Source organism: Nocardia macrotermitis (assembly GCF_009604405.1).
In the GTDB taxonomy this organism is placed as follows: domain Bacteria; phylum Actinomycetota; class Actinomycetes; order Mycobacteriales; family Mycobacteriaceae; genus Nocardia; species Nocardia macrotermitis.
Window position 1 is genome coordinate 160045 of record NZ_WEGK01000001.1, and the last position, 25740, is coordinate 185784.

Consider the following 25740-nt stretch of genomic DNA (forward strand, 5'->3'; position numbering starts at 1 on the left):
CGGATTGCTGCCGCAGATTCTCGAAGAGCACAGGGCGTGAGCGGTCCGGTTCGATTACTCGCGGGCAGGCCGACGGACAGCAAGGGCCCGAGCAATCCTGCTGGGGCCCTTGCCGTTTCGGTGGTCAGGCGTACTTGACTTCCCAGTGTTTGATGCCGTTGATCCAGCCGGAGCGGAGGCGTTCGGGTTCGGCCAGTTGGGTGAGGTCTGGCATAGCGTCGGCCAGGGCGTTGAACATCAGGTCGATTTCGAGGCGGGCGAGGTTGGCGCCTACGCAGTAGTGGGCGCCGGTGCCGCCGAAGGCGAGGTGGGGGTTGGGGTCTCGGGTGATGTCGAAGCGGAAGGGGTCCTCGAAGGCATCTTCGTCGAAATTGGCCGAGCTGTAGAACAATCCGAGGCGCTGACCCGCGCGGATCTGTTGGCCGCCGAGTTCGGTGTCTTCGGTGGCGGTGCGTTGGAAGACCGTGACGGGGGTGGCCCAGCGGACGATCTCGTCGGGGGCGGTGCGGGGGCGTTCGCGCTTGTAGAGGTCCCACTGGTCGGGGTTGTCGACGAATGCCTTCATGCCGTGGGTGATGGCGTTGCGCGTGGTTTCGTTGCCGGCTACGGCGAGGAGGATGACGAAGAAGCCGAATTCGTCCGAGCCCAGGGCCTCGCCGTCGAGGTCGGCGTGCACGAGTTGGCTGACGATGTCGTCCAGGGCGTTGGCGCGGCGCTGTTCGGCCATGTTCCAGGCGTAGCCGAGGATTTCCATCGACGCGTTCGAGGCGGAATCGGTGTTGGTGGTGTCGCCGTATTCCGGGTCGTCGTAGTTGAGCATCTGGTTGGACCATTCGAAGACCTTGCGGCGGTCTTCCTGTGGCACACCGAGCAATTCGGCGATCGCCTGCAACGGCAGCTCGCAGGCGACCTGCTCGACGAAGTCGCCGCGGCCCTCCTTCCTGGCGGCGTGCACGATCGCCGCGGCGCGCTCGGTCAGCGCCGCACGCAGGCTCTCCACCCCGCGCGGGGTGAAACCCTTGGAGATGATGCGGCGGATCTTGGTGTGCTTGGGCGGATCCATGTTGATCAGCAGTGCACCGGTCAGCTCGATCTGATCGACGGTGATCTCACCGGGCAGCCGGATGATCGCGCCCTTCTGCTGCGAGGAGAACAGCTCGGGTCTGCGCGAGATTTCCTTGATGTCCTCGTGCTTGCTCACCACCCAGTAGCCGCCGTCGTGGAAACCGCCGGACTCCGCGTCGGCCTGGGCGTTCCACCAGACCGGTGCGGTGCGGCGGAGCTGGGCGAACTCCTGGACCGGATTTCGGGTCTCCCACAGCGCGGGATCGGTGAAATCGAATCCTGCGGGTAGCGAGGGCGCGGACACTGCTGCCTCCTGGAAGGTCGACGTCGTCGTGGACCGGATATCGGCCGCGTCGGGGCTGGCCACCGCGGCGCTGATCGTTACCGCCCGAAGCGGTGGGAATACTTGCCCAGACACATCATGGACACATGTCTGGACGCTACTACGGAAACCTCTCCACGACAAGGTCGGATCCGGACGGATTCGAGTCATGGGCAGTGGGACGCGACAACTCGCGGGCGTGCGACAGCTCGCGGGAAACCGAGACTCGCCCGCAAATCAACCGAGCAGCCGACGCGCGCACGCCTCCAGCAGATCCGCGACCTGCTCATACGACAGATGCCCCATCCCGCCATGCAGCAGCGCACCCGAATAGAGCACCTCGAGAATGGCGATGGTCTCCTGCTCACCCGAGCCCAGCGCCTCGCCCAACCGCCGCCGGATCTCGATGCCGATGCACACCCGCAGATGCTTCACATCCGGATCCGCACCCAGCAGCGCACTGCTCACCGCCCCCGCGAGCGCCGGTTCGTCGGCGACCAGCATCGAAACCTGCCGCAGCACCGCGACCACGTGCGCCACCCGATCCGCCTCGTCCACCCGCACCGGCGGCGCGGCGACCAGCCGCCGCCAGAATACCTCCGCGATCAGATGCTCCTTGGAGGAGAAATAGGTGTACGCGGTGGCCGTGCCGACCCCGGCCGCCGCGGCGACCAGCCGGATGGTCGTCCCGGGATACCCCTCCCGGGACAACACCTCCACGGCCGCGGCGGTCAGGCGATCGACGGTGTCGGCCTGTTTCTCGGTCAGCCGCCTACGCGTGGCTTCCCGGTTGGTGGACACTTGTTCGGACATGCGTCTGAACTATACCCGGATCACCACAGCGGAACGGGCGCTTCGCCGATCTTGTACCAGCCCGGCAGCGGGCCCGCACCCGTGCGCTCGATGCGCTTGCGCATGCCGTCGGACAGCGCGTCGTTGGTGATCATCTCCAGGAACAGCGCGCTGACGTTGCCGAAGTCGAAGAAGTCACGCTGCCAGGACCACTGGAAGTTACCGCCGTAGCGGAACCAGCTGCCGCCGATGCCCTCCGCGGAATAGTTCCGGCCGTCGGGGCGGGTCGCGTCGCTGACCTGCTTCCACAGGCCGATCACCGTGCCGCTGCGGTCGTCGACGACGAATTCCTGATACGGATAGCTCCACCCCTCCAGGCCGTCCATCTCGAGGCCGACGGCGATATCGCGGATCTCGTTGCGGCCCACCGCCATGAATTCCTGCTTGGGGCCGTAGTTCCAGCCGTAGGTGGCGTCCTCGGTGTAGTAGTCGGCCAGGGGATGCCAGTCGCCGGTGGCCTCGCAGTCCTTGTTGGCCTGCTCCCAGCGGGTGACCATCTCGTCGAGTTCGGCGCGATCGAATTTCGGCACGGCGGTGGACCTTTCGTCGGTGGAGATCATGAATGTGTATACGAACGTGTCGGTGTGGCGCGTGGTTGTGCGCGAATCAGCCTGCGCTGCTGGATGATTCGGTCTTGCGCGGCGCTTCGGGTTGTACCTCGACCAGGATCAGCTGGCTGCCCCGGGGCGTGTTGACGACCGAGCTGATCGCCGCGGCCATGTCCGAGGGACGCAGCAGGTAGGGGTGCCGGGCGAAACCCCAGGCCACCCAGTCCTCGATCAGCGGGCCGACCACCTCGGCCTCGGCGTTCACGCCCATGCCGGTGCGGGTCGGCCCGGGACGTACCAGGCTCACCCGGACGCCGGTGCCCTCGAGTTCCATCCGCATCTGCTCGGCCATGCCCTCGAGACCCGCCTTGGCTGCGTTGTAGGCACCCATGCGCGGGCGGGGCGCGTGCGCGCAGTCCGAGCTGATCAGAACGAAATCCCCACGGCCCCTGGTGATCATGTCGGGAACCAGTCGGCGGGCGAGGCGATGCGGGCCGACGAGATGGACGTCGACCTGGCGGGCGAAGTCCGCGGTACTCATCTCGTGCACGAGGGCGAATTCCACATCTCCCGCACCGGAGACGACGACCTCCGTGGGGCCCAGTGCGGCCTCGGCGGCGGTGACGAAGGCATCCACAGAGTCGTCGTCGGTGACGTCCAGCCGGTGCGCGATGGCTTCGCCGCCCGCGGCCCGGATCTTCTCGGCCAGTTGCTCGCACTCGTCCACCCGGCGCGCGCCCAGCGCCACCGGATAGCCCTGTTGCGCAAGCGATTCCGCAGTGGCCGCGCCGATCCCCGAGGACGCCCCCGCGATCAGCACCGGCCGACGATCCGGATTGGGTTCGAAACGTGGCATCTCAGGCAACCTCCACCTGAACCGGTAGATGCGCGAAACCGCGCACGTTCGTCGAGTGCACCCGCTCGATCCCGGTCTCGGCCAGGCCGTAACGCTTGACGCGCGTGGTGAATTCACGCAGCGCGATGGTCGCCTCCAGCCGCGCGAGGTGCGCACCGAGGCAGAAGTGCACGCCCGCACCGAAACTCGCGAGATTGCCCTTGTCGGCGCGATCGATGCGGTAGGTGTCGCCGTCGTCGAACACCTCCGAATCGCGGTTGGCCGAACCGATCAGCAGCAGTACCTTCGCGCCCTCGGGGATGGTGAGCCCGTGCATCTCGATATCCGTTGCGGCGCTGCGGGCCACGAGCTGACTCGAGGTGTCGTAACGCAGCGTCTCCTCGACCCAGTCCGGCACCAGATCGGGTTCGGCCTGCACCTTCGCGTATTCGGCCGGGTTGCGTCCGGCCCAGTACAGGGCGTTGCCGAGCAGTTTGGTGGTGGTCTCGTTCCCGGCGACGACCATCAGGAACATGAATCCGATGATCTCCTCGGCCGAGAGCCGGTCACCGTCGATCTCGGCGTCCAGCAGCGCGGAGGTCAGATCCTCGGTCGGATTCGACCGCCGCGCCTCGACCATCTCGCTGTAGTACGTGATCAGCGACAGCGCCGCCTCGATCGCGGGGACCGGGACGTCGAGTACGCCCTCGTCGCGGTGCACCACCAGGTCCGCGAGCCGGCGGATCTCGGCGCGATCGGAGGCGGGGACGCCCATGAGTTCGGAGATCACGTCCATGGGCAGCTTCCCGGCGAAATCCTCGATCCAGTCGAAACTTCCGCGCTCGAGCGCCGGTTCGAGATGTTCCAGGGTCAGCTCGTGGATACGCGCGTCCATCTCGTTCACGCGCCGGGGCGTGAAGCCCTTGTAGACCAGCCGCCGCATGCGCACATGCCGGGGATCGTCCATGGCCAGGAACGACATCGTCCTGTGCGCGTGCGGTCCCCACGCGGCCGGATCCAGCGACACACCCATTGCGCTAGACAGCCGCACGTTGTCCCGGAATCCGGTGATCACGTCCGCATGCCGGGACAACGCCCAGAATCCCAGGTCCGGGTTGTGATACAGCGGCGCATCGGCGCGCAGGCGCTCATAGGTCGGGTACGGGTCGTCGTGGAACCGGTAGTCGTACGGATCGAACGTGAACGGCTCCAGTGCCGAAGTCATCGCGCCTACCTCGAATTCGTGAACGCGCGCCTTCGGAGCCGGAACGGAACCCGGCGACCGAGAGACACATAGCTGGACATGTGTCTGGACGGTATCACCGACACCAGCTCATCACAACGGGTACCCTGCGGCGAGGCATTCGCACCAGATGGCAGGGCCGTCACGAAAGGTCCGGGCACGAGCGGTTTTCCGGTCCCTCCTTGCGTCGGGTCGGTAAACCGAATTATATTCCGAACACCTGTCCAGACATGCATCGGAGATGACAGATGAACGGTCTCGTTCCCGCGGACGGCACTCCCCTGCTGATCGGCGGCAAACTGGTCCCCGGCGGGTCGGGCGTCTTCGCGACGATCAACCCCGCCACCGAAGAGGTGCTCGGCCACGCCGCCGACGCCTCGCCCGAGGATATGGACGCGGCCATCGCCGCGGCCCGGGCAGCGTTCGACGACACCGACTGGTCCCGCGATCACGCGTTCCGCGCCCACTGCGTCCGCCAGCTGCGCGACGCCATGCAGGCCCATATCGAAGAGCTGCGCGAGATCACCATCGCCGAGGTCGGCGCGCCGGTCATGCTCACCAGCGGACCCCAGCTCGAGGGGCCGGTCGCGGATCTGTCCTTCGCGGCCGATCTGGCCGAAAGTTACAGCTGGGAAACCGATCTCGGGCTCGGCGAGACCATGGGCATCTCGAGCCGCCGGGTGCTGCGGCGCGAGGCGGTGGGCGTCGTCGGGGCGATCACGCCGTGGAACTTCCCGCACCAGATCAATCTCGCCAAGATCGGCCCCGCACTGGCGGCGGGCAATACCGTCGTGCTCAAGCCCGCGCCCGATACGCCGTGGTGCGCGGCGGTGCTCGGCAAGCTGGTGGTAGAGCACACCGACATTCCGGCCGGTGTGCTCAATATCGTTACCTCGCAGGATCATTCGCTCGGCGCGCGGCTGGTGGAGGACCCGCGGGTGGACATGATCACCTTCACCGGATCCACCAATACCGGGCGCGCGGTGATGACCGGTGCGGCCGCGACGCTCAAGCGGACGTTCCTCGAACTCGGTGGCAAATCCGCCGCCGTGGTGCTGGACGACGCCGATATCGCGGGCGCGGCGGGGTTCACCGCGTTCTCGGTCGCGGTGCACGCGGGCCAGGGGTGCGCGCTGACCACCCGGCTGGTGGTGCCGCGGGCGTCCTACGACGCCGCGGTCGAGGCCGCGGCCAAGGCCATGGCCGGGCTCGGCGCGGGTGATCCGACCAAGCCCGGAACCATTTGCGGCCCACTGATTTCCGCGCGTCAGCGGGATCGGGTGCAGAGCTATCTGGACAGTGCGTTGCGCGAGGGCGGACGGTTCGCGACCGGCGGTGGCCGACCGGCGGACCGGGACCGCGGCTTCTTCATCGAGCCGACCGTCATCGCCGGACTGGACAACTCCGCGACCGTCTCGCAGGAGGAGATCTTCGGGCCGGTGCTCGTGGTGATCCCGCACGACGGCGACCAGGACGCGGTGCGCATCGCGAACGAATCCCCGTACGGCCTGTCGGGCTCGATCTGGGGCACCGATCCCGAGCGCGTGGAGCGGGCGGTCGCGGGTGTGCGGACCGGTACGCTCGGCGTCAACGGCGGCCAGTGGTACAACGCCGACGCGCCGTTCGGCGGTTACAAGCAGTCCGGTATCGGCCGGGAGATGGGTGTGGCCGGTTTCGAGGAGTATCTCGAAACCAAGCTCGTCGCCACGCCTGCCTGAGAAGGTTCGGTTCGATGCCGGAATCGGTTCGCCGGTTCCGGCATTCGGCGCTCACGGGCCGCGCGGGAGGTCCGGATATTCCTGTCCCGCACCGAGATTCGACCGGCCGCGGATTCGCTGCCGGGACGGTGAGGAGACGGATATGACCGATACATCTCTGCTCGCGGGCCGCGGCGCGGTCGTGGTGGGCGGCGGTAGCGGCGTCGGGCGGGCGGTCGCGGAACTGCTCGCGGCATCGGGTGCGGGCGTGGTGGTGAACTCCCGCACCGAATCCTCGGTGCGCGCAGTCACCGACACCATCGTCGACGCGGGCGGGCGAGCCGTCGGTATCGCGGGGTCGGCGGCGGACGAACAGGTCGCCGGAAGCCTGATCACCACGTGTGTCGAGACGTACGGCGGCATCGATGTCCTGATCAACTGCGCCGGGATCGCCGAACCGCGCAAATCCTCGATTCTCGATGTGAGCGTGGCGGATTGGCGTGAACTGCTCGACTCGCACCTGTCCACGGTGTTCCACACCTGCCGGGCCGCCGCACCGCTGCTGGCCGAGCGCGGTGGGGCGATCGTCAATACCGGATCGTTCGCCTACCTGGGCGATTACGGCGGTACCGGGTATCCGGCCGGGAAGGGCGCGGTCACCAGTCTGAGCCTGGCGATGGCCGCCGAGCTGAAACAGTCCGGCGTGCGGGTGAATGTCGTGTGTCCCGGGGCTAAGACGCGGCTGTCGACCGGGCCGGAGTACGAGGAACACATTCGCGATCTGCATCGACGCGGCTTGCTCGACGCGGTCACCATGCAGGGGTCGCTGGACGCACCGCCGCCGGAATACGCCGCGGCGCTGTACCTGTTCCTCGCCTCGGACGCCGCGCGGGCGGTGACCGGTGAAATCTTCATTGCCGCAGGGGGATTCGTGGGTACCTTCGCGCGTCCGGCGATGTCGGCGATCGGGTATCGCGACCACGGCCAGCAGCCGCCGTGGTCCGTGGCGGAACTCGGTGCGCTGTTCGAGAAGCGGTGACGGGCCCGGAGGCCCGCCACCGGTTCGGCTAGCTGCGGCGCGCCGCGGTCAGCAGGTCGGTGGTGCGGGTGAATTTGACTCGGGGGCGGCCGGATTCGGCGCCGTTGGCACGTTCGGCGGAGTCGATCAGATTCCAGCCGTCCCGGTCGACCAGGTTCGGGCAGCGTGCGGTGAGAAGAGCGAGCAGATCATCGCGGTCTCCGGTCGGGGTCCGGAGACCGCCGGCGCGGAAATCGTCCACCACGGCCGAGATCGTCTCGCCCGCATCGCCTCGGTTGGTGCCGATGACGCCGCGTGCGCCGCGCTTGATCCAGCCCGCGACGTAGACGCCCGGTTGCGGCACTCCGGTCGAATCCACCACTCGCCCAGCAATGTTCGGGATGACTCCGGTATCGGGATCGAACGGGACGTCCGGCATCGGCGCGCCCCGATAGCCGACCGCGCGCAGCACGAGGCCGGTGTCCAGGTCCTCGTCCGCCGCGACCGGAACCGCGATCGAACCTGCCGCGGTGTCGCGGATCTCGTTGCGGCACAGCCGGATCGCCTCGGCCCGCTCCGCGCCGAGTACCTCGTACGGTGAGGTGCGGAACCGGAAGACGATCCGCTTGTTCGTGCCCGTGCCGGGACGGCGCGAGTATTCCTGTACCAGAGTCAGTTTCAGGTGGGTCGTGGGATCGGTGGCCGGGTCGGCGAGTATCGCCTCGACACCGTCCAGGTCCGCCGGATCGATGATCACATCCACGTCCGGGAGCTCGCCCAAGGCAAGGAATTCCGGTCCGGTGTACGCCGCATGCGTCAACCCGCGGCGACCCAGCAGCAACACCTCGCGAATATTGCTCTCCCGCAACGCATCCAACGCGTAATCGGCGATATCCGTACCGGCCAGCGTGTCCGGATCGGCGGTCAGCACCCGGGCGATGTCCAGCGCGACATTCCCGTTGCCGACGATCACCGCCCGTTCCCCGGACAGATCGAATCGCCGGTCCGCGTAGTCGGGATGGCCGTTGTACCAGGCGACGAATTCGGTCGCCGAATGACTTCCGGGCAGATCCTCGCCGGGGATGTCCAGCCGCCGGTCCCCCGACGCGCCGACCGCGTAGATCACCGCGTGCGCGTGCGCGAGCAACTCCTCGTGCGAGATATCGCGCCCGACTTCGACATTCAGATGGAAGCGCACGGCGTCGCGTTTGAAGGCCGAGGCGAACATCGTCGTCACACCGCGCGTCTCGGAGTGGTCGGGCGCGACGCCGTACCGCGCCAGGCCCCAGGGCGCGGGCAGCCGGTCGAACATCTCGACCTCGACCTCGCCGCGGCCGAGCAGATGTTCGGCGGCGTAGCAGGCGGCGGGACCGGTGCCGACGATGGCGACCCGCAGCGGCCCCTGCTCGCGCGAGATCCGCACCGGGCTCGTCACCGGCGTGATGCCCAGATCCAGCGGGTGATGGCGGAAGTACGCGGCATTGATGTCCGCGTACCGCTCGAGGCCCGGCGGCAACTCCTCCTCGGCGTGGATCGCCCCGACCGGACACGCCTCGACGCAGGCACCGCAGTCGATGCAGGTGTCGGGGTCGATGTGCAGCAGCTCGGCCGTGGCGAAGCCCGGATCCTCGGGTCGCGGGCGGATGCAGTCGACCGGGCATTCGGTGACGCAGCTGGCGTCGTTGCAGCAGCGCTGAGTGATCACGTAGGCCATGGCGCGTCCTGACAGGTTCGATTGGACATGTGTCTGGATAGTATTTCGGACAGTAATCCGAATCAATACCAGTGACGCGCCCGACACTTACCCATGTTGTCTATCATTACTGTCCGGACTAGTATTCAGACACATGTACGGTCCCGTGTACGAGGCAGGCTCGGCCACCCGCTCCGAGGCCGGGCGACCCGCCGCCCCAGCGCTCACCTCCCAGCTCGAGGCACAGATCCAGCTGCGCGTGCGGGCCGCACTCGGACCCGATGCCGACCCGATCGCCGCCGAACGCCTCGCGGCCCTCTACGCGAGCGCGCTACTCGACGCCGGAGAGGGGTACGCCACCCACACCGACGGGTCCCGGTCGATCGACCATGTGGCACATCGCATACTGAATCGGCACTGAGATCGACGGGGCCGTCCTCGCGGGCGACACCGCATCGCGAAAGGAAGCGATTCCATGAAGACACGACTCAACTGCCCGTGCGGGGAGTACATCCGCGGCACAGACGAGGAAGACCTGATCCAGAAGACGCAGTCGCACCTGTCCGAGAAGCACCCGGACCACAACTACAGCCGCGACGAGATCCTCTTCATCGCCTACTGATCCGGTTCATCGCGCCTGCGGATCCGGCATCGCACGGTGTCCGGACCCTGCCGGGCCGCCCCAGGGACGACCCGGCAGGCGCGATACCGCCGAACGGCCGATCAGCCGAACAGGAATGCGCTGCCGGTATTCGCGCTACCGGTGACGGCCGCACTGCCGGTCCCCAGTATCACGTGCACGATGTCCAGGAGAACAGTGATCATCCGGATATCCTTCCCAATCCCACTTCGAATGCCGGAATCTCCGACATGAATGCCATCGGGCGCTGTGTCGTGCCGTTATCGGAATCGGGGGCATTTCGCCCGATGCCGAAACCATCGGCGATTTCTCTGGGCATCATCACAACGGATATCGCCATTTATCAGATTCGCTGCCGAATCCGAGCTCTCGCGTCCTGAACGCAGTATTCGGTTGGGAAAATGCACATTATCGACAGAACTCACACCGTCCGATGCACAGAACCGGGCGGCCGAGTGCTCCGAACCCCATTCAGCCGCTAAAGTCGAGAATGTGCTCGACCACCCGGATACGCGGCACCGGCGAGTTGCCCCACCATTCCCCGAAACTCGCAGGGCGTCGCGATATGTCACCTATCCGGCGTTTTCAGCGCTCACCGATGTCGGGTCGGCGATGAGCGCGCGCTGATATGTGACCCCGGCCCACCGGACGGCCCAACTCCGTCCGGTGGGCACGGTCGAGCACCACCACTGTTCGCCACCTCCGCCGAGGAGACCTCATGCATCCTCGCACCATGAATTCCGTTGGCCGCCCGCATATTTCCGAGGGCCGCCGATATTGCCCCACGGAACGTCAGGAGGTGCGGGCCGAGGACATCCGCCGGTACGCCCGGATGATCGGCGACGACCATCCGGCGTACGCGACCCCGGAGGCCGCGGCCGCATTCGGATTCGGCGGACTCGTCGCACCGCCCACCTTCGCCTCGCTGCTGTGGCTGCGGGCCGAACGCCGGATCCTGCCGACGCTGCTGGACGACTCGGGTTCGGTGCGGTTGCTGCACACCGAGCAGACTCTCCGGATCGGGCGGTTGCTCGTCGCCGGAGACGTGATCGCCACGGATGTGTACATCGAATCGGCGGAGCAGTTCAACGACTACGAGAAGTTCTGTGTCACAACAGTTCTCACCGACAAATTCGGCATCGTGGTGCAGGTCGGGACGAGCACCCTGCTGTCCTGCGGTACCCGCATTCGCGACCGCATCGCGACCTCACCGGCGCTGGACACCGCCCGGGCGCGGCTGACCACGCACCCACCGCACGATCCACTCGAACGCCCGCACACCGACCGCCTTCGCGTCGGAGACGAGTTGCCGCGCAACGTCATTCGGCCACGCCACGGTGACATCACCGGATTCCGCCGCATGATGAACGACGGGCTCCCGCACCTGACCTCCACAGCCGGTGCGGCCCCCGGACTATTGCGATTCGGCTGGCTGGCACGATATCTCGGCTCGCGATTCGACCATCCCGCGGCGATCACCACCTATCGAGCCGAATTCAGTCACTATTGCGTGCGCGGACCGGCGAGAACCTCCGACATCGAATTCAGCGGACGTATCACCGATATCGACGATTCGACGGGAACCGCGGAGATCGCGGTGGACGCGGTATCGGCCGGACGCAGATTGTTCGTGCGAGCCGGTGCGTCGCTGGCGGTGCGGGCGAGACAACATATCCCGGCGTGATATCCGGTCGTTTCGAGGCCCCGCTCGACGGCCCCGACCGTTGGGCCTACAGTTCGACAGGGTGAGAACCGTCGAGCGGGTTTCATGACACCGGCCGCGCATTGCGGTGTCATATTCTCACTGTAGTTTCCGGATATATCCGGCGGAATGCCGTGCGCGGCGAATTGGAGATGTGCCGACCGGTCCCGGTGATCCGTTCGACCCGATCACATCGCCTGTGACGCACCGGAGTTCGGCATGATCAGCAGGCGCTTGAGGATCTTGCCGGTCTCACCGCGCGGCAGCGCCGGAATGAACGACACGTCGCGCGGCACCGCGAAACGCCCGAGCCGATTGCGGATGTAGTCCCGCACCATCTGCGCATCCAGGCCGCTGCCCTCGGTCTTGACCACGAACGCGGCCATCCGCTGACCGAAATCGGCGTCCGGGACGCCGACCACGGCCGCCTCCCGCACCTGCGGCAGATGTTCGAGCGCCTCCTCGACCGGGCGCGGGAAGAATTTCTCGCCGCCGGAGATGACCAGCTCGTCACCGCGTCCGGCCACGAACAGGCGGTGCGAGACGTCGAGATAGCCCAGATCACCGGTGTCCAGCAGGCCGCCGACCTCGTCCGGGGGCGCGGCGTTGACGTAGCCGTCGAACAGCATCGGATTGCCGACGAAGATCCGTCCGACCGCGCCGACCGGCACCGGCAGCATGTTCGGGCCCAGGACGGCCACGGTCGTCCCGGCCGGTGGCCGGCCCACGGTTTCGGGTGATTCGCGCAGGTCCTGCGGGGTGGCGATGGTCGCCCAGGAGACCTCGGTGGAGCCGTAGACGTTGTAGAGCACGTCACCGAAGGCGTTCATGAAATGCAGTGCGGTCCCGCCCGGCAGCGGCGCGCCACCGCAGGCGACGATCTCCAGCGAGGAGGTGTCGTACCGGGCCCGCACGTGCGGCGGCAACTCCAGAATCCGTTGCAGCAGAGTCGGAACCAGCACCAGCGTGCGCACCCGGTGCTCGGCCACCGCACGCAGGCACGCCTCGGCGTCGAACCGGCGTTGCAGCACGACCGTGGCGCGCAACGCCGTACTCAGTTGCAGGATGCCCAGCCCCCAGGTGTGGAACAGCGGCGAGGCGATCAGCATCGTCTCGTGCATGCGCAGCGGAATCCGGGACAGCACGGCCGCCACCGGATCCAGTCCGGCCGGATGTGGTCGGCGCGCGCCCTTCGGTGTGCCGCTCGTCCCGAAGGTCAGCACGATGAGCCGGCCCGGGCGCGCGGGACGTCGGCAGGTGCCGGGCGACAGGGCCGAGAGTTCCTCGAGTGTGGTGCGTTCCGGGGTGGGCGGATCGCCGTCGATGGTGAACCGCTGGATTCCCGGATGCAGGTAGCGGACAAGGTGTCCCAGCTCCGCGTCCAGCAGCAGCACCGAGATCCGGTCGCGCTGGGCGATCTCCTCGAGTTGGCGGCCGGACAGTCCCGCGTTCAGCAGGATCAGGTCGACGCCCGCCTTACCCGCGGCGACCATGGCCTCGACGGTCGCGATGTGGTTGCGACTCAGCAACCCCACCGTGTGGTGGTGATCGATACCCAGCGCGAGCAGGGCGCGGGCCTGGGCGTTGGTGCGCTTGTGCAGCTCGGCGAAGGTGCGGTGCGCCCGGTCGTCGATCAGGCAGGCGCGGGACGGGGTGCAGCCCGACGCCGTCGCGTAACCACCGGCCAGGCTCAGGCCCCATTTGGCCAGACCGGCCAGCTGCCGGACCCCGTGATCGAGCCGATGTGCCTGCACCACACCGGAACTCAGCATCTGGCGGGCCACCACGACCTGACGCCGCACCGGTGCTCCGGTACCGTCCTTCACCACGGCGGTCCGCGCGCCCGTGCAGTACTCGGCCACTCGTTGCAGGCCCGCGCGAATCCATTCCGACACAGCCGAATTCGGTAGTTCCGGCACCATCGGATGGACGCGTCCGGGCGCGAAGACGGTCACCGCCACATGGGTGCATTCCGGTCGCGCGCCCAGGCGCACCGAGGCCAGGCTGCCCAGCGTCGGACAGTACAGCTCGAGATCGCGATAGGGCCGCCCCGGGATCAACCGCACCTCCACCCGGCGCACACCGGTGCGCAGCGTACCGATCCGGAATTCCAGGTCCAGCCGCTCGCCCGCGCTGACCACCGGGCGGCAGTCGCCGATCCCCCGGAACATTCGCGCGTAGGTGGCCGGATCGTTCAGCGCATCCCAGATGCGATCCAGCGGAATCGGCATATCCACGGTGGTTTCGACGACTTCGGTAACCATCTGCGCGCACTCCCGTCGGCCCGGCCTCACTGCCCGGCGATAATTCGAAGCTAACCCCGCAATCCCCGAATTTCCGCTGCTCAAAGCCTTATTGGAGAGCTCACCAGCCACTCGTCGGCCACTGTGGTGCACCGTCACTGGACCGCACGAACCGCCCGTTCCGCCCACCCGCCGACAAGTCGCCACCACCGATGCCGGACCGCCCGGCATCGACCCCAGCCCCACCGCCGCGCCTACTACATTGCGCCACAACAATTACGGCGTGGCCCAGAAGGTCGGATCCACACGGTACGAACAGGTGGGCTCCCAGCTACTCGCCAAGATGGCTGCGGCAGAACCGGACCCGAGACCCTACAGGCTGCCGGGAGCCATTCGGGAGGGAACAGCTTCGGCCGACGCTGCGGGCATCGTTGCGAGACCGAGCGCCGGGCGCAGGCACATTCACAAAGCCCCGTCACGGCCGAGACCCCAACACTCCCAGCCACCGCTACGAATTCATCTCAACAGCAATGGCTTCCGCGGATCCCACAGGCATCGACGCCAGACCGGAGCGCCGGACACAGGCACCTTCACAAAATCCCACCACGGCCGAGACCCCAACACTCCCAGCCACCGCTACGAATTCATCTCAACAGCAATGGCTTCCGCGGATCCCACAGATATCGACGCCAGGCCGAAGCGCCGGACACAGGCATATTCACAAAGTCCGTCACAGTCGAGACCCCAACACTCCCAGCCACCACTACGAATTCATCTCAACAGCAAGAGATTCCGCGGACGTCGCAGGTATCGGCGCGAGGCCGGAGTGGTGGGCTCGGGTGCGTTCGTAGAGTTCAGTGAGGGTGTCGCGGGCCTCGAGGGTGATGGCGGACAGGGCGGTGCGGGGGTCGGGGGTGTGGCGCAGGGCGCGGGTGGCGAGCAGGAGTTGGCGGGGCGGGGTGAGCATGTGGCGGGGGGCGCGGACGCGGGAGATCGTTTCCATCACCGCGACAGCGAGTTTCGGATCGGCGGCGGCCTCGCGGTAGAGCTCGATCTCCAGCGGGTTCATCTCGGTGCCGCGGGCCAGGCGGTTGGTGTACTGGTAGATCTCCAGGCAGTCGGTCTCGCGGCGCAGTTCCCATTCGGCGAGGCGGCGGTCCAGGGCGATCGGGTCGTCCAGGACGGCGGCGGTGGATTCGCCGAGCAGTCTGCCGTAGCGCAGGGCGTCACGGATGCCCTGCGCGGTCACCGGGTCCTTGAAGTGACCGGCGTCGCCGGGCAGCGCCCAGCCGGGTCCGGTGGAGCGGCGGAAGTAGGAGGCGATATCGGCCGTCGAGCGGATCCGGCCGCGCAGCGTGCAACCGGTCAATCTCGTTGCCAGGCCCGGGATTTCGGCGATCATCTCGCGGTAGGACTGTTCGGCGCGGCCCACGCCGCGCGGCGCGAGTTCCACCGGCGGCTGGATCAGGCACAGCACCAACCCGTCGTCGCACGGGAACGCGGTGCCCAGCAGCCGCCCGGCCCGCCACTGCGCGGCGATCGACCGGTCCGCCTCGCCGGTGTCCTCCCAGTAGCCGTAGCAGCAGGCCCGACCGCTGGGCGAGCGGCGATACGGCTCGGTCGTGCCGACCTGTTCGGCCACGGTGCTGCGCCGGCCATCCGCGCCGACGACCAGGCGCGCGCGGATCTCGTGCGAGGCGCCGCCCCGATCGTGGTACCGCACGCCGCAGGCGCGCCCGTTCTCCCACAGCACCTCGTCGACCCGAACCTGTTCGCGCAGTTCGGCGCCCGCCGCGCGGGCCGTATCCACCAGTGCCGCATCCAATCCCACCCGGCGCACGCACATCGAGTGATCGATCCCGCCGTACGGGGTGAACGGCGCGGCCACGGTGTGTCCGGCGCCCGCCGCCATCCCCGTGGTCAGCGGCGGCGCACCCAGGGCGCGAACCCGTTCGAGCGCGCCGAGCTGCCGCAGTTCGAACACTCCCGAGGACCACAGCAGATGTGTGGACAACGTCTCGGACGGAAACGAGGCACTGTCCAGGCCGATCACCCGGCGACCGGCCCGCGCGAACGCGATCGCGGTAGCCGTTCCGGCACAACGGGTTCCGACGATCACGACGTCGGTCTGTGCTGCGCCCACGGCGCCTCCCACCAGTACGGGACACTATGTTCGGACACTATGTCCTATAAAGGAGGATGAGAGGTCGGCGCAATGATGTCAAGCGCCCCGGATTCGACACCGCCGCCGACGTCTACGGCACAATGGCCGCATGCCCGCACCACTCGGAACCGACCGCCCATGGCCTCGCTGACCCGGATCTCCCGGGCGCGCGGGGAACGCGACGGACACCGGGAGGCCATCGAACGCCGGGTACTGGCCGCGGTCGACCGACTGCTGTCCGACGGGACCTCCTTCACCGAGATCGCCGTCCAGCGCATCGCCGCCGAGGCCGAGATGGCCCGTTCCACCTTCTACCGCTACTTCCCGGACAAGAGCCGGCTGCTGATCCGGATGGCCGAATTGGCCACCGCCGACCTGTTCGGCACCGCCGAAACCTGGTGGTCCCAGGATCATTCCGAGGGTGAGCCCGGCGTGCGCGCGGCCATGCACGCGATGATCGCCGGTGCGCGCGCCCACGGACATCTGCTCCAGGCGCTGATCGAGGTCGCGGCCTACGACCGGGAGGTCGGGGCGTACTGGCAGGGCCGGATCGCGCGCTTCGTGGCCGTGGTGTGCGAGCGGCTGGTCCGGGAGCAGGCCGCGGGTCGCATCGATACCTCGATCGATCCGGTGACGACCGCGATCGTGTTGACCGCCATGGTCGAACGCTCCATCCAGTACGCGTTCCTCGCCGATCCGGCACCGGACGACAATCTGCTGGCACACACCCTCGGCCGCACGATCTGGCTGACCGTCTACGGCGAGCGCACCGCGCCGCCGGAGTGAGCCCGGCCGGGCACGGCATTGTAGGGCGCAATGTCCCGCCTGTGATGTCCGCGTGCACCAAGTCCCGGCGGGGGCCGCTGTGACCTGCCCGAACACCGCCATGAAACCTGTTCACCGCGCCCGGCCGAACCTACCGTGGAATCCGTCGCCGTCGCTTCGAGGATCCGCCGACCGGATCGTTCGGAGCGCGATGCAAAGGAGCACGACATGACGGGCACGACACATCCCGCCGACGGCAACTGCACGTGCAGTGACCGCCCGACCCGCAGGGTCATCGTGTATTTCGAGAATCAGGACACCACCGGCGATCTCGTTCTCGAATACGCCGCAACATATACCGAGGCGTGCGAATTCGCCTCTGCCGCAGTGCGAAGCGGTCTGGCCATCACCGTGGATCGCAAGATCCGGCCCGATCTGCGCCCGCTGCCCTGCCGCCGTCTCTGGCGCTGATCCGCACCCCTTGCCGCCACCCGGTACGTGCGCGTACCGTACCTCTGGTACAGAGACGTACCAGAGCGCGAGGGGTTGCGGATGACCACAGTGGGACTGCCCGGCGGACCGACGTCACCGGGCTTCGTACAGATCCTGGAGATCCTGTCCGGGCGCACGCGGGCCTGGCGACGCCTGCACGATCGCTACGGTTCGGCGTTCACCGTCACCACCCCGCGCCTGGGCCGCACCGTCGTGCTGTCCGATCCGGCCGAGGTGAAGGCGCTGTTCACCGCGGGTCCCGAGGTGGCCGACAACATGGATGTGAACCTCGGTCAGGTCCTCGGGCCGGGCTCACTGTTCTCGATCACCGGCGACGAGCACCGCAAGCAGCGCAAACTGCTCACCCCGCCGTTCCACGGCCGCCGGTTGCAGGCGTACGAGGAGATGATCGAGCAGGAGGCCGTCCGGGAGATGGCCTCGTGGCCCTCGAACCGGGAATTCGCCACGATGGAATCGATGATGCGGATCACCCTCAACGCGATCCTGCGCGCGGTCTTCGGCGCGGACGGCGCGGAATTCGACGAACTGCGCGCGGTCCTGCCCAGGATCGTGCTGCTCGGTTCGGCGCTGGTCGCCCTGCCGATCCCGCGAAACCTGCTGGGCCGCTTCGGTCCCTGGGCACGATTCGCCACCCATCGCCGCCGCTACGACCGGATCGTGGATCGCCTCATCGATCGCGCCGAGGCCGCCGGACTCGACGGCCGCGACGACGTACTGACGATGCTGCTGCAATCCCGGTACGACGACGGTACGGCCATGTCCCGCAGCGAGATCGCCGACGAACTGCTCACGCTGCTCACCGCCGGTCACGAAACCACCGCGACCACCCTGGCCTGGACCGTCGAGCGACTGCGCCGTCACCCGGATGTGCTGCGCCGCTTGGTATCCGAGGCCGACGCGGGCGGTTCGGAACTGCGCGAGGCGACTCTGCTGGAGGTGCAGCGGGTGCGGCCGGTGATCGATGTGACGCCCCGGCAGATCCGCGTCGAGGAACTGCGACTGGGCCGGTGGACGCTGCCGAAGGGGCAGAACGTGCTGGTCAGCATTCGGCTCATGCACGACAACGAGGAACTGTTCCCCCGGGCGCGCACCTTCGATCCGGATCGGTTCCTGGGCGCGCGGCCGGGGACGTTCAGCTGGATTCCGTTCGGCGGCGGCGCGCGCCGGTGCATCGGGGCGTCGTTCGCGACGTTGGAGATGAACGTCGTGCTGCGCACCCTGCTGCGGGACTTCACGCTCGAACCGACCGACGCGCCGGACGAACGCCCACACTTCCGTGGCGTGGCACTGGCTCCCGGCCGCAAGGGCCGCGCGGTGGTCCACCGCCGCGCCGTCCGGCCCACGATCGACGTGGTCGAGCAGGCCGAGGCCAACGCCTGAGCACCGGGCGATCGAGCCATCGGCGGCAGCGTGCGGATGTGGTCGGGCACGGGCGCGGCCACTACGCTCGAACGGTGACCCGCGCCGAGCCCGAATCCAGCCCCGCCGCCGCGGCCGAACCCGGATTCCGGCGTCGGCTGCTCGACGGTATGGCCGAGACGGTGCGCAAACACGGCTACCGGGAGGCCACCGTCGCGGATGTGGTGCGCGAGGCCCGCACCTCGCGGCGCACCTTCTACGAACATTTCAGCAGTAAGCAGGACTGTTTCATCGAACTGCTGGCCGAACGCAACAGCGATACGATCCGGCAGATCTATCAGGCGGTCGATCCCGCGGCCGCGTGGGACATCCAGGTCCGGCAGGCGATCGAGGCGTGGATCGCGGCCTCCCAGCACGATCCGACGATCACGCTGGCCTGGATCCGCGACATCCCCGCCCTCGGCGACGACGCCCGGGAACTACATCGCACGACCGGCGACGCGTTCGTCACCCTGATCCGAAACCTCACCGCCACACCGCAATTCCAGTCGGCAGAACTGCATCCGCCCTCGCGGGCGATGGCGACGATCCTGTACGGCGGGTACCGCGAACTCATCGCCTCCACCGTCGAGGCGGGCGGGGATATCGGCGAGATCGTCGATGTCGCGGTGGAGACCGCGATCGCGCTCATCGGGCCGCGGTGAGGCGCGCGTGTCGGTGTTGAAACGACAACGGGAACCGTTTACGCGCCAACCGTTTTCACCGAAATGTCGGTTTCACGCCGAGCCTTCGAAATGAGGTTGGCGACCCGCGGAATGTCCGGGTAACATTCGCGCCCAGCTTCATTTCGGATCAATTTTCTCGGATCGATCGCGGCGTCGCCGCCGTGTTCGGGGGTAGGGGTATGAACATGACGAATCCTGGTGCGCTGCACGGTGTTCCACCACAGGCGCAGCCGATGATGCCGCCGCCGCAACAGCATATGCAGCAGCCCATGATGCGACAGCAACAGCACATGCAGCAGCCGATGATGCAGCAGCAACCCGTACAGCAGCCCATGATGCAGCAGCCGATGGTGTATTGCGCGCACTGCGGCGCGACCCCGGCCGCGGCGGTGACCATCCGGGGACATCGCGGCTTCATCGTCTTCATGCAGTTCCTGCGGATGTCGGGGCCGTTCTGCCGCGACTGCGGGCTGTCCACCTACCGGCGGATGACCGTGGAGAGCGCGTGGCTGGGCTGGTGGGGTGTGGCGTCCTCGATCATCAATCCGATCACGATGTTGATCAATCTCGCTGCCTACAACAGCATTTCGAAGCTCGCGCCGCCGCTGCCGGGTATGCCGGGCCGCCCGATGGATCCGGGTAAGCCGCTGTTCCAGCGGCCCGGGGCACTCGGATTGCTGATCCCGATCGTCGTTCCGCTGCTGCTGATACTGCTGTCCGTCCTCGGCTCGGCCGGTTCGGCATAGTCCGTGCGCCCGATCGGCTCGCCCCGGCCCGGAATATCCCCTTCGCCGGATCGGGAAACGTTCACAACACCCGCTCGACGCTGCTAGCTTGCGCCGGTGGATCTCTTCGCACACTCGTGGTCGGCACTGCGCGCCACGATAGCCGAACTGCACGACGAGGACTTCGCGCTGCCATCCGGATGCACCGGGTGGCTGGTGCGAGATCTGGTGTGCCACTTGCTCATCGGCGCTCAGGACGTTCTGATCACGCTGGTCACCCCGGCCGCGGCCGAACCGACCCGCACCGCGCTGTCGTACTGGGACATCGGCGCCACCACACCCACCGGTGACGATCCGCTCGACGCGCTGATCGTGCGGCTGGCCGCGGCCTATCAGGCGCCGCAGCTGCTGAAACTGCATTTCGACGACGTCGCCTCGGCCGCCGGGCGCGCGGCCGAACTCGCCGATCCGGACCGCCGCGTCGCCACCCGGGGCGAAATCCTCACCACCGCAGACTATCTCGACGCCTACGTACTGGAGTGGACGCTGCACCACCTCGATCTGATCGCGCAGCTGCCCGGGGAACCCGAACCGCCCGCCGCGAGTCTCGCGCACGCCCGGCACATGCTCGAGCAGATCGCCGGTGCGACGTTCCCGTCCACTCTGCCGGACCGCGACGCCCTGTTGATCGGCACCGGACGCCGCGCGCCCAGCGCCACCGAGCGCGACGAACTGGGTGCGCTGGCCGACAAGTTGCCCTTCGTCCTGGGCTGAGTGAACACCCGGCCAACCAGCGGGACAGGTCCTGCCGGTTGGTGTATCTATTGAATGTTCCCGTCCCTGAACACCCGGACCGCTCGACGCCGAGCCCCGCGCGTCGAACCGATCCCGGAGGCCGAGCATGACCAGGTCGAGTCCCTCTCCGATACCGCAGTTCACCCGCTTCGTCGCACTCGGTGATTCGCAGACCGAAGGGGTCGGCGACCCCGACGGCACCGGCGGATTGCTCGGCTGGGCCGATCGCCTCGCGCAGGTGCTCGCCCACATGCAGTCCGGGCTCAACTACGCCAACCTGGCCGTTCGCGGCCGGTGCGCGAACCAGATCCGGGCCGAACAGCTCGCCCCGGCGCTGGCGATGAAGCCGGATCTGGTGTCGGTGGTGGCCGGGATGAACGATCTGCTGCGGCCGCGCTACGACCGCGACGCGGTGCTGGCCGATATCGAGAGCATGTTCGCGGCGTTCGCGGCCATCGGCGCGCAGGTGGTCACCTTCACCTTTCCCGATATCGGCGCGGTGGCCCCGCTGGTGCGGCCGCTGTCCGGACGCGTCCGGGAGATGAACATCGCCTTGCGCGCAGTCGCCGCGCGGCATCGGGTGACGGTGATCGATTTCGAACCCGTGCCCGCGACCACCGATCGTCGGGTGTGGACCGACGACCGGTTGCACCTCAATCCGCTGGGCCACGAACTGGTCAGCCGGGCGGTCGCCGACGGCCTCGGGCTCCCGGGCGCGGACGACACCTGGCGCACCGCGCTGCCGCCGGATCCGAATCAGCCGCGCCCGGCCGCGCTCACCGACGAATTGCGGTGGGCCACACGCCATCTGCTGCCCTGGGTGGGCCGCCGCATCCGCGGGGTCTCCTCGGGGAACCGGATCGCGGCCAAACGGCCCGAACTGCTTCCGGTGACCTGACCACGAGCGAGGATTTCGCGAAATGACGGTGCGCACATGAGAATTCGACGATGGCGGCGGGTGTATCTGGCCGCGGAGTACGCGGGGTTGTTCTTCGGCGGCGCCACCGCCTACAACGCGCTGTTCCGCGGTAAGCCGCCGATCCCGGCGTTGCTCGCGCTGGCCGCCGGGGCGACGGTGTATCTGCGCCGCTCCCCCGATTTCGATCGCGAATCACTGTGGCGCAGTGCGGCATTCGGTGAGCAGGCGCGGTCGATGGCGGTGTCGGCGGGCGCCAACGCCCTCGCCCTCACCGCGGCGACCACGGTGCTGCGGCGGGAGGATCTGTTCGATCTGCCGCGCCGGAATCCCTGGCTGTGGCTGGCGGTGATGGTGCTGTATCCGGCGGTGAGCGTGTATCCGCAGGAGCTGGTGTTCCGGTCGTTCCTGTTCCATCGGTACGCGCCGGTGTTCGGGGAGGGGCCCGGACTGGTCGCGGCCAGTGCGGCGGCGTTCGGATACGTGCACATCATCTTCGGGAGCTGGTTCTCGGTGGCCGCCAGCGGGGTGGGCGGGTGGCTGTTCGCCTCGCGCTACCTGCGGAGCCGGTCGCTGTTCACCGCGTCGGTGGAGCATTCGGTGTACGGGATCCTGATCTTCACGATCGGGTTGGGGCGGTATTTCTACCACGGTGCGGTGGCGCCGGGCGGGTCGCGCGCGCTCGGCGCCGCCTGAGCCGAATGTCCCCCCTGAGCCGAGTGCCTGTGCGGTGTGGCGAAAGCTGCTGCGGGCGTAGCGGATTCAGGAGACGAACTGGGCTCCGGTGACCGTCACGTCGGCGGAGCTGAGGTACCAGCCGTTCCAGGTGTCGGCGACGTCGAGCTGGATGGCGTGTCCGGTGGCGGGGCCCGCGGTGATGCGCCAGACGCCGTTGCCGAAGCCGGTCGCGGTGCTGATGCTGCCGTCGGACCAGGTGAACCGGGCGGCGGTGGGTACCGTCGTGGCGTTCCACGGGATGGTCACCGAGAACTGTCCGCCACGGATGCCCGGCAGGAACGGGCTGAGGCAGTCACGCAGGGTGACCTCGCGCTGGATGCTCTGTCCGGCACTGCCGGTGCCGGGGATCATCCGGCCGGTCATCACGCCGCCGTCCGCGCAGCCGCCGGCCGCGGGAGCGCTGTGCCCCGGCGCGGCGACCACCAGCGGGACGGCGCATGCCAACGCCGCCACCAGCACGGTTCCTCGAACGGACACGACATCACCTCACTGTGAAAGCCAATTTTCCGACCGGCCTCGAACCGTGCTCCGGGTCCCGCGCACGCGAACAGCGGTCGGCTTGGTCAGCAGTGTAGCCATCCGGGTTCGCTGCGGGCCGCGTTCGGCGTTTCTCGGCGGGACCGCGCGTCGGCGGGGTTTCGGCTTCGGTTTCAGCCCCAGGCGCGGCGGGTGGCGGGCATGCCCGAAGCACCGTCGCCGCTCGGGACGACGCCCAGTACCTGGTGCAGACCGAGGGTGCCGTCCTCGAAACCCAGCGCCGAGGCCGCCATGTACAACCGCCAGACCCGGGCGCGGCCCTCGCCGACGAGTTCGACCGCGCGATCCCACTCCTGTTCCAGATTCGCAACCCAGCCGCGCAGGGTGAGCGCGTAGTGCTCGCGCAGACTCTCGACGTCGCGGACCTCGAATCCGGCGTCCTCCATGGCCAGTACGACCCGGCCGACATCGATCAGCTCGCCGTCCGGGAACACGTAGCGGCCGACGAAGGAGCGGCCGCCCATCGCCGAACCGCCGATCGCGGAGATCGCGTGGTTGAGCAACCGGCCCTCGGGGCGCAGCAGCGCGTGCACGGTGGCGAAGTACTCCGCGGCGCGTTTGGAACCCACGTGTTCGAACATGCCGATCGAGGAGATCGCGTCGAACCGTTCGCCGCGCAGGTCGCGGTAGTCCGACAGACGGATCTCGACGAGATCGGAAAGTCCTTCGGCGGCAACGCGTTTGCGGGCGAGCTCGGCTTGTTCGTGGCTCAGCGTCACTCCGACGACGTGTGCGTCGTAGGTGGCGGCCGCGTGGATGGCCATCGAACCCCAGCCGCAGCCCACATCCAGCAGGCGCATGCCGGGGCGCGCGTCCAGGCCCAGCTTGCGGCAGATCAGGTCGTGTTTGGCACGTTGGGCGTCGGCCAGGGACACGGTGTCGTCGGGCCGCTCGCCCGCACCGGCGAACCGGGCGCAGGAGTAGGTCATGCTCGGGCCGAGGACCAGGGCGTAGAAGTCGTTGCCGACGTCGTAGTGGTGGCTGATCGCGGCGGCGTCGCGGCGGCGGGTGTGCAGGCCGCCGGTGCGGGTGCGCATCTCCTCCGGCGGCGGTTCGGGCGGTCGGCCCAGCGCGCCGAGTCTGCGTGCGGCATTGACCGCCTGGAACACCGCGCCGGGCCCGAGGGTGATGCCCGCGCCGGGGGCGTGTGGCGCGGAGGAACGCAGTGCGCGCATCATCCCGAAGATATCGCCGTCGAGATCCGCTGTGCCGGAAACGAATGCGCGGCCCAGACCGAGTTGGCCCGGTGCCCAGACCAGATGAGCGAGCGCCTCTTTCGACCGCACCCGCAGCGTGCCGTGGGAGGTACCGGCGGGCCGGATCGCGCTGCCGTCCCAGAATTCGAACGCCACCCCCGGATCCGGTCCGAAGGCGGCGCGGAGCAGCGGGCGAAGTGTGTCGGCGACGGATTCGTGATCGGCCATCTCTTCACTGTTGCCCATGGGATCACTATGGCGCGCGACGGGCGAGGGTAATGACAACGACTCGGTGTCAATCCGCGGGGCTCACCGTCTGACGCTGTGTGCGGTAACTCCCCAGCGCCAGATTTCTCGAATTCGGGTAGAGCCGATCCGAGACCCCGGCTCGCACGGTGGTCGTTCAGTCGTCGAACGTCGTGGCTCGCGTGGTGTGTTCCCATTGCTCGATCTCGGTTCGCACTGATTCCGTGTGCTGGAGTATCGCGTCCACTGCGTCGCTGCCCAGTGGCAGCCGCAGCGGTGTGTGCTCGGCTGCCAGCGCCGCCAGCACCGCTGCGGCGGCCTTGGCCGGGTCGCCGGGCTGCCCGCCGTCGCCGCCGCCGACCATGGACCTGGTGGCGTCGACGGTGGCGTCGTAGTCGGCGATCCGGGTGCGGGTCGAAGCATTGCCGAACAGGCCGGTGCGGAAGGCGCCGGGTTCCACGACCAGTACCTTGATCCCCAGTGACCCGACCTCGTCGGCCAGCGCCTCGGACAAGCCCTCCAACGCGAACTTGGTTGCGCTGTAAGCGGCGAATCCGGCAAACGACATCTGCCCGCCCATGCTGCTGAGCTGGACCAGCCCCGGCCGTGACGGCATGCTGCCGGCCGTGCGGTCCCGGTTCACTGCCGAGTTCCCCTCAACCCGGGTGGAGCTGCGCCAAGTCGGCTGGCACGACCCCACGGCCGGACTGGCGGACGGCTCGACCGACGTGGCGTTCGTCTGGCTACCGCTACCCGACGACCACCGCTTCCGCTGGGTCGTCATGGTTTCCGAGCCCCGCCGCGTCGCACTCCCAGTACACCATCGGCTGGCAGCCAGGGACACGATCGCATTCGCCGACCTGATCGACGAACCGTTTCTGGCACTACCGGAATCCGCGGGTCCGCTGCGCGAGCACTGGCTGGCCCTGGACGCCCGCGACGGCCACCCACCGCACATCGGCGCGGTGATCGACAACCCGGACGAAACCTATGAAGCGCTCGTCGACGGGCGCGGGATCTGCCTGCTCGCCGAAGGCAACGCTCCGCTGCTGACCCGCGGCGGCGTGGTCATCCGCCCGGTCACCGGCATTTCCCCCGCTCACCTGGCCCTCGCCTGGCGCGCCGAGGACACCCGCACCCTGGTACGCGGCTACGCCCGAGCCGCCACCCTGGTCAACACCACACCACCTCACCCATGACACC

At 68.0% G+C, this 25740-nt stretch carries 26 protein-coding genes; 14 read left to right on the top strand and 12 right to left on the bottom strand.

Annotated features, from left to right (window positions below; all coding sequences use genetic code 11):
* Positions 1-124: 124 nt before the first annotated feature.
* The 5 genes from NRB20_RS00735 to NRB20_RS00755 form a co-directional block, all read right to left on the bottom strand.
* On the bottom strand, positions 125-1369 hold the full coding sequence (locus NRB20_RS00735) for a cytochrome P450 (protein ID WP_319944424.1): 1245 nt from the start codon (positions 1367-1369) through the stop codon (positions 125-127).
* Positions 1370-1624: 255 nt separating this feature from the next.
* Positions 1625-2200, bottom strand: coding sequence for a TetR/AcrR family transcriptional regulator (locus NRB20_RS00740; RefSeq protein WP_153407238.1), 576 nt, complete (start codon positions 2198-2200; stop codon positions 1625-1627).
* Positions 2201-2220: 20 nt separating this feature from the next.
* A complete protein-coding gene (locus NRB20_RS00745) occupies positions 2221-2769 on the bottom strand; it encodes a Cif family virulence factor (protein WP_319944425.1) in 549 nt (182 codons plus the stop codon).
* 76 nt (positions 2770-2845) lie between these two features.
* Positions 2846-3643 carry an SDR family oxidoreductase gene (locus tag NRB20_RS00750; RefSeq protein ID WP_153407240.1) on the bottom strand — a complete coding sequence of 266 codons (798 nt, stop codon included), beginning with the start codon at positions 3641-3643 and terminating at the stop codon, positions 2846-2848.
* A gap of 1 nt (position 3644) precedes the next feature.
* A complete protein-coding gene (locus tag NRB20_RS00755; protein WP_153407241.1) occupies positions 3645-4847 on the bottom strand; it encodes a cytochrome P450 in 1203 nt (400 codons plus the stop codon).
* A gap of 266 nt (positions 4848-5113) precedes the next feature.
* Here NRB20_RS00755 and NRB20_RS00760 point away from each other — a divergent pair, with 266 nt between their 5' ends.
* Together NRB20_RS00760 and NRB20_RS00765 are read left to right on the top strand one after the other, a co-directional pair.
* The gene (locus tag NRB20_RS00760) at positions 5114-6583 is read left to right on the top strand and encodes an aldehyde dehydrogenase (RefSeq protein WP_153407242.1); all 1470 of its coding nucleotides are present in this window, start codon (positions 5114-5116) and stop codon (positions 6581-6583) included.
* Positions 6584-6725: 142 nt separating this feature from the next.
* The gene (locus NRB20_RS00765) at positions 6726-7601 is read left to right on the top strand and encodes an SDR family NAD(P)-dependent oxidoreductase (protein WP_153407243.1); all 876 of its coding nucleotides are present in this window, start codon (positions 6726-6728) and stop codon (positions 7599-7601) included.
* 28 nt (positions 7602-7629) lie between these two features.
* Here the strand turns inward: NRB20_RS00765 and NRB20_RS00770 are convergent, their stop codons facing one another.
* Positions 7630-9294: a 4Fe-4S binding protein gene (locus NRB20_RS00770; protein WP_153407244.1), complete on the bottom strand. Its 1665-nt coding sequence runs from the start codon at positions 9292-9294 to the stop codon at positions 7630-7632.
* 133 nt (positions 9295-9427) lie between these two features.
* Here NRB20_RS00770 and NRB20_RS00775 point away from each other — a divergent pair, with 133 nt between their 5' ends.
* From NRB20_RS00775 to NRB20_RS00785, 3 genes are all read left to right on the top strand, one after another.
* Positions 9428-9694, top strand: coding sequence for a hypothetical protein (locus tag NRB20_RS00775; RefSeq protein WP_153407245.1), 267 nt, complete (start codon positions 9428-9430; stop codon positions 9692-9694).
* A gap of 54 nt (positions 9695-9748) precedes the next feature.
* Positions 9749-9895 (top strand): DUF1059 domain-containing protein, encoded by a 147-nt coding sequence (locus tag NRB20_RS00780; RefSeq protein ID WP_153407246.1) that lies wholly within the window; start codon positions 9749-9751, stop codon positions 9893-9895.
* A gap of 751 nt (positions 9896-10646) precedes the next feature.
* Positions 10647-11597, top strand: coding sequence for an FAS1-like dehydratase domain-containing protein (locus tag NRB20_RS00785; RefSeq protein ID WP_194289675.1), 951 nt, complete (start codon positions 10647-10649; stop codon positions 11595-11597).
* A gap of 206 nt (positions 11598-11803) precedes the next feature.
* Here the strand turns inward: NRB20_RS00785 and NRB20_RS00790 are convergent, their stop codons facing one another.
* Together NRB20_RS00790 and NRB20_RS00795 are read right to left on the bottom strand one after the other, a co-directional pair.
* Positions 11804-13879 carry an AMP-binding protein gene (locus NRB20_RS00790; protein WP_153407248.1) on the bottom strand — a complete coding sequence of 692 codons (2076 nt, stop codon included), beginning with the start codon at positions 13877-13879 and terminating at the stop codon, positions 11804-11806.
* Positions 13880-14621: 742 nt separating this feature from the next.
* Entirely contained in the window at positions 14622-16001 is a 1380-nt protein-coding gene (locus tag NRB20_RS00795; protein ID WP_319944272.1) for an NAD(P)/FAD-dependent oxidoreductase, read from the bottom strand.
* A gap of 159 nt (positions 16002-16160) precedes the next feature.
* On the opposite strand from NRB20_RS00795, the gene NRB20_RS00800 reads away from it, so the two are divergent.
* The 4 genes from NRB20_RS00800 (at position 16161) to NRB20_RS00815 (ending at position 19363) form a co-directional block, all read left to right on the top strand.
* Complete coding sequence (locus NRB20_RS00800) at positions 16161-16808, top strand: TetR/AcrR family transcriptional regulator (RefSeq protein ID WP_153407250.1); 648 nt, start codon at positions 16161-16163, stop codon at positions 16806-16808.
* A gap of 207 nt (positions 16809-17015) precedes the next feature.
* Complete coding sequence (locus tag NRB20_RS00805) at positions 17016-17258, top strand: hypothetical protein (RefSeq protein ID WP_153407251.1); 243 nt, start codon at positions 17016-17018, stop codon at positions 17256-17258.
* 81 nt (positions 17259-17339) lie between these two features.
* Positions 17340-18680, top strand: a complete 1341-nt coding sequence (locus tag NRB20_RS00810; protein ID WP_153407252.1) for a cytochrome P450 — start codon at positions 17340-17342, stop codon at positions 18678-18680.
* Between the two features lie 74 nt (positions 18681-18754).
* Positions 18755-19363 carry a TetR/AcrR family transcriptional regulator gene (locus tag NRB20_RS00815; RefSeq protein ID WP_319944273.1) on the top strand — a complete coding sequence of 203 codons (609 nt, stop codon included), beginning with the start codon at positions 18755-18757 and terminating at the stop codon, positions 19361-19363.
* A gap of 38 nt (positions 19364-19401) precedes the next feature.
* Here the strand turns inward: NRB20_RS00815 and NRB20_RS37430 are convergent, their stop codons facing one another.
* A complete protein-coding gene (locus NRB20_RS37430; RefSeq protein WP_194289676.1) occupies positions 19402-19674 on the bottom strand; it encodes a hypothetical protein in 273 nt (90 codons plus the stop codon).
* Between NRB20_RS37430 and NRB20_RS00820 the strand changes: the two genes are divergently transcribed.
* The 4 genes from NRB20_RS00820 (at position 19654) to NRB20_RS00835 (ending at position 22516) form a co-directional block, all read left to right on the top strand.
* Positions 19654-20130 (top strand): hypothetical protein, encoded by a 477-nt coding sequence (locus NRB20_RS00820; RefSeq protein ID WP_194289677.1) that lies wholly within the window; start codon positions 19654-19656, stop codon positions 20128-20130. The two genes, NRB20_RS37430 and NRB20_RS00820, sit on opposite strands and share 21 nt — an antisense overlap.
* Positions 20131-20226: 96 nt before the next feature.
* Positions 20227-20883 (top strand): maleylpyruvate isomerase N-terminal domain-containing protein, encoded by a 657-nt coding sequence (locus tag NRB20_RS00825; protein WP_319944274.1) that lies wholly within the window; start codon positions 20227-20229, stop codon positions 20881-20883.
* Positions 20884-21010: 127 nt separating this feature from the next.
* On the top strand, positions 21011-21802 hold the full coding sequence (locus NRB20_RS00830; RefSeq protein ID WP_153407254.1) for an SGNH/GDSL hydrolase family protein: 792 nt from the start codon (positions 21011-21013) through the stop codon (positions 21800-21802).
* 36 nt (positions 21803-21838) lie between these two features.
* A complete protein-coding gene (locus tag NRB20_RS00835; protein ID WP_153407255.1) occupies positions 21839-22516 on the top strand; it encodes a CPBP family intramembrane glutamic endopeptidase in 678 nt (225 codons plus the stop codon).
* A gap of 66 nt (positions 22517-22582) precedes the next feature.
* On the opposite strand, the gene NRB20_RS00840 is transcribed toward NRB20_RS00835, so the two are convergent.
* The 3 genes from NRB20_RS00840 to NRB20_RS00850 form a co-directional block, all read right to left on the bottom strand.
* Positions 22583-23035 (bottom strand): hypothetical protein, encoded by a 453-nt coding sequence (locus tag NRB20_RS00840; RefSeq protein ID WP_153407256.1) that lies wholly within the window; start codon positions 23033-23035, stop codon positions 22583-22585.
* A 173-nt stretch (positions 23036-23208) separates the two neighbouring features.
* Positions 23209-24537, bottom strand: coding sequence for a class I SAM-dependent methyltransferase (locus NRB20_RS00845; RefSeq protein WP_153407257.1), 1329 nt, complete (start codon positions 24535-24537; stop codon positions 23209-23211).
* A gap of 157 nt (positions 24538-24694) precedes the next feature.
* Positions 24695-25321: an SDR family NAD(P)-dependent oxidoreductase gene (locus NRB20_RS00850; RefSeq protein WP_227833096.1), complete on the bottom strand. Its 627-nt coding sequence runs from the start codon at positions 25319-25321 to the stop codon at positions 24695-24697.
* Here NRB20_RS00850 and NRB20_RS37835 point away from each other — a divergent pair.
* Entirely contained in the window at positions 25203-25736 is a 534-nt protein-coding gene (locus NRB20_RS37835; RefSeq protein ID WP_319944275.1) for a LysR family substrate-binding domain-containing protein, read from the top strand. The genes NRB20_RS00850 and NRB20_RS37835 overlap by 119 nt on opposite strands.
* The last annotated feature ends 4 nt before the right edge of the window (positions 25737-25740 follow it).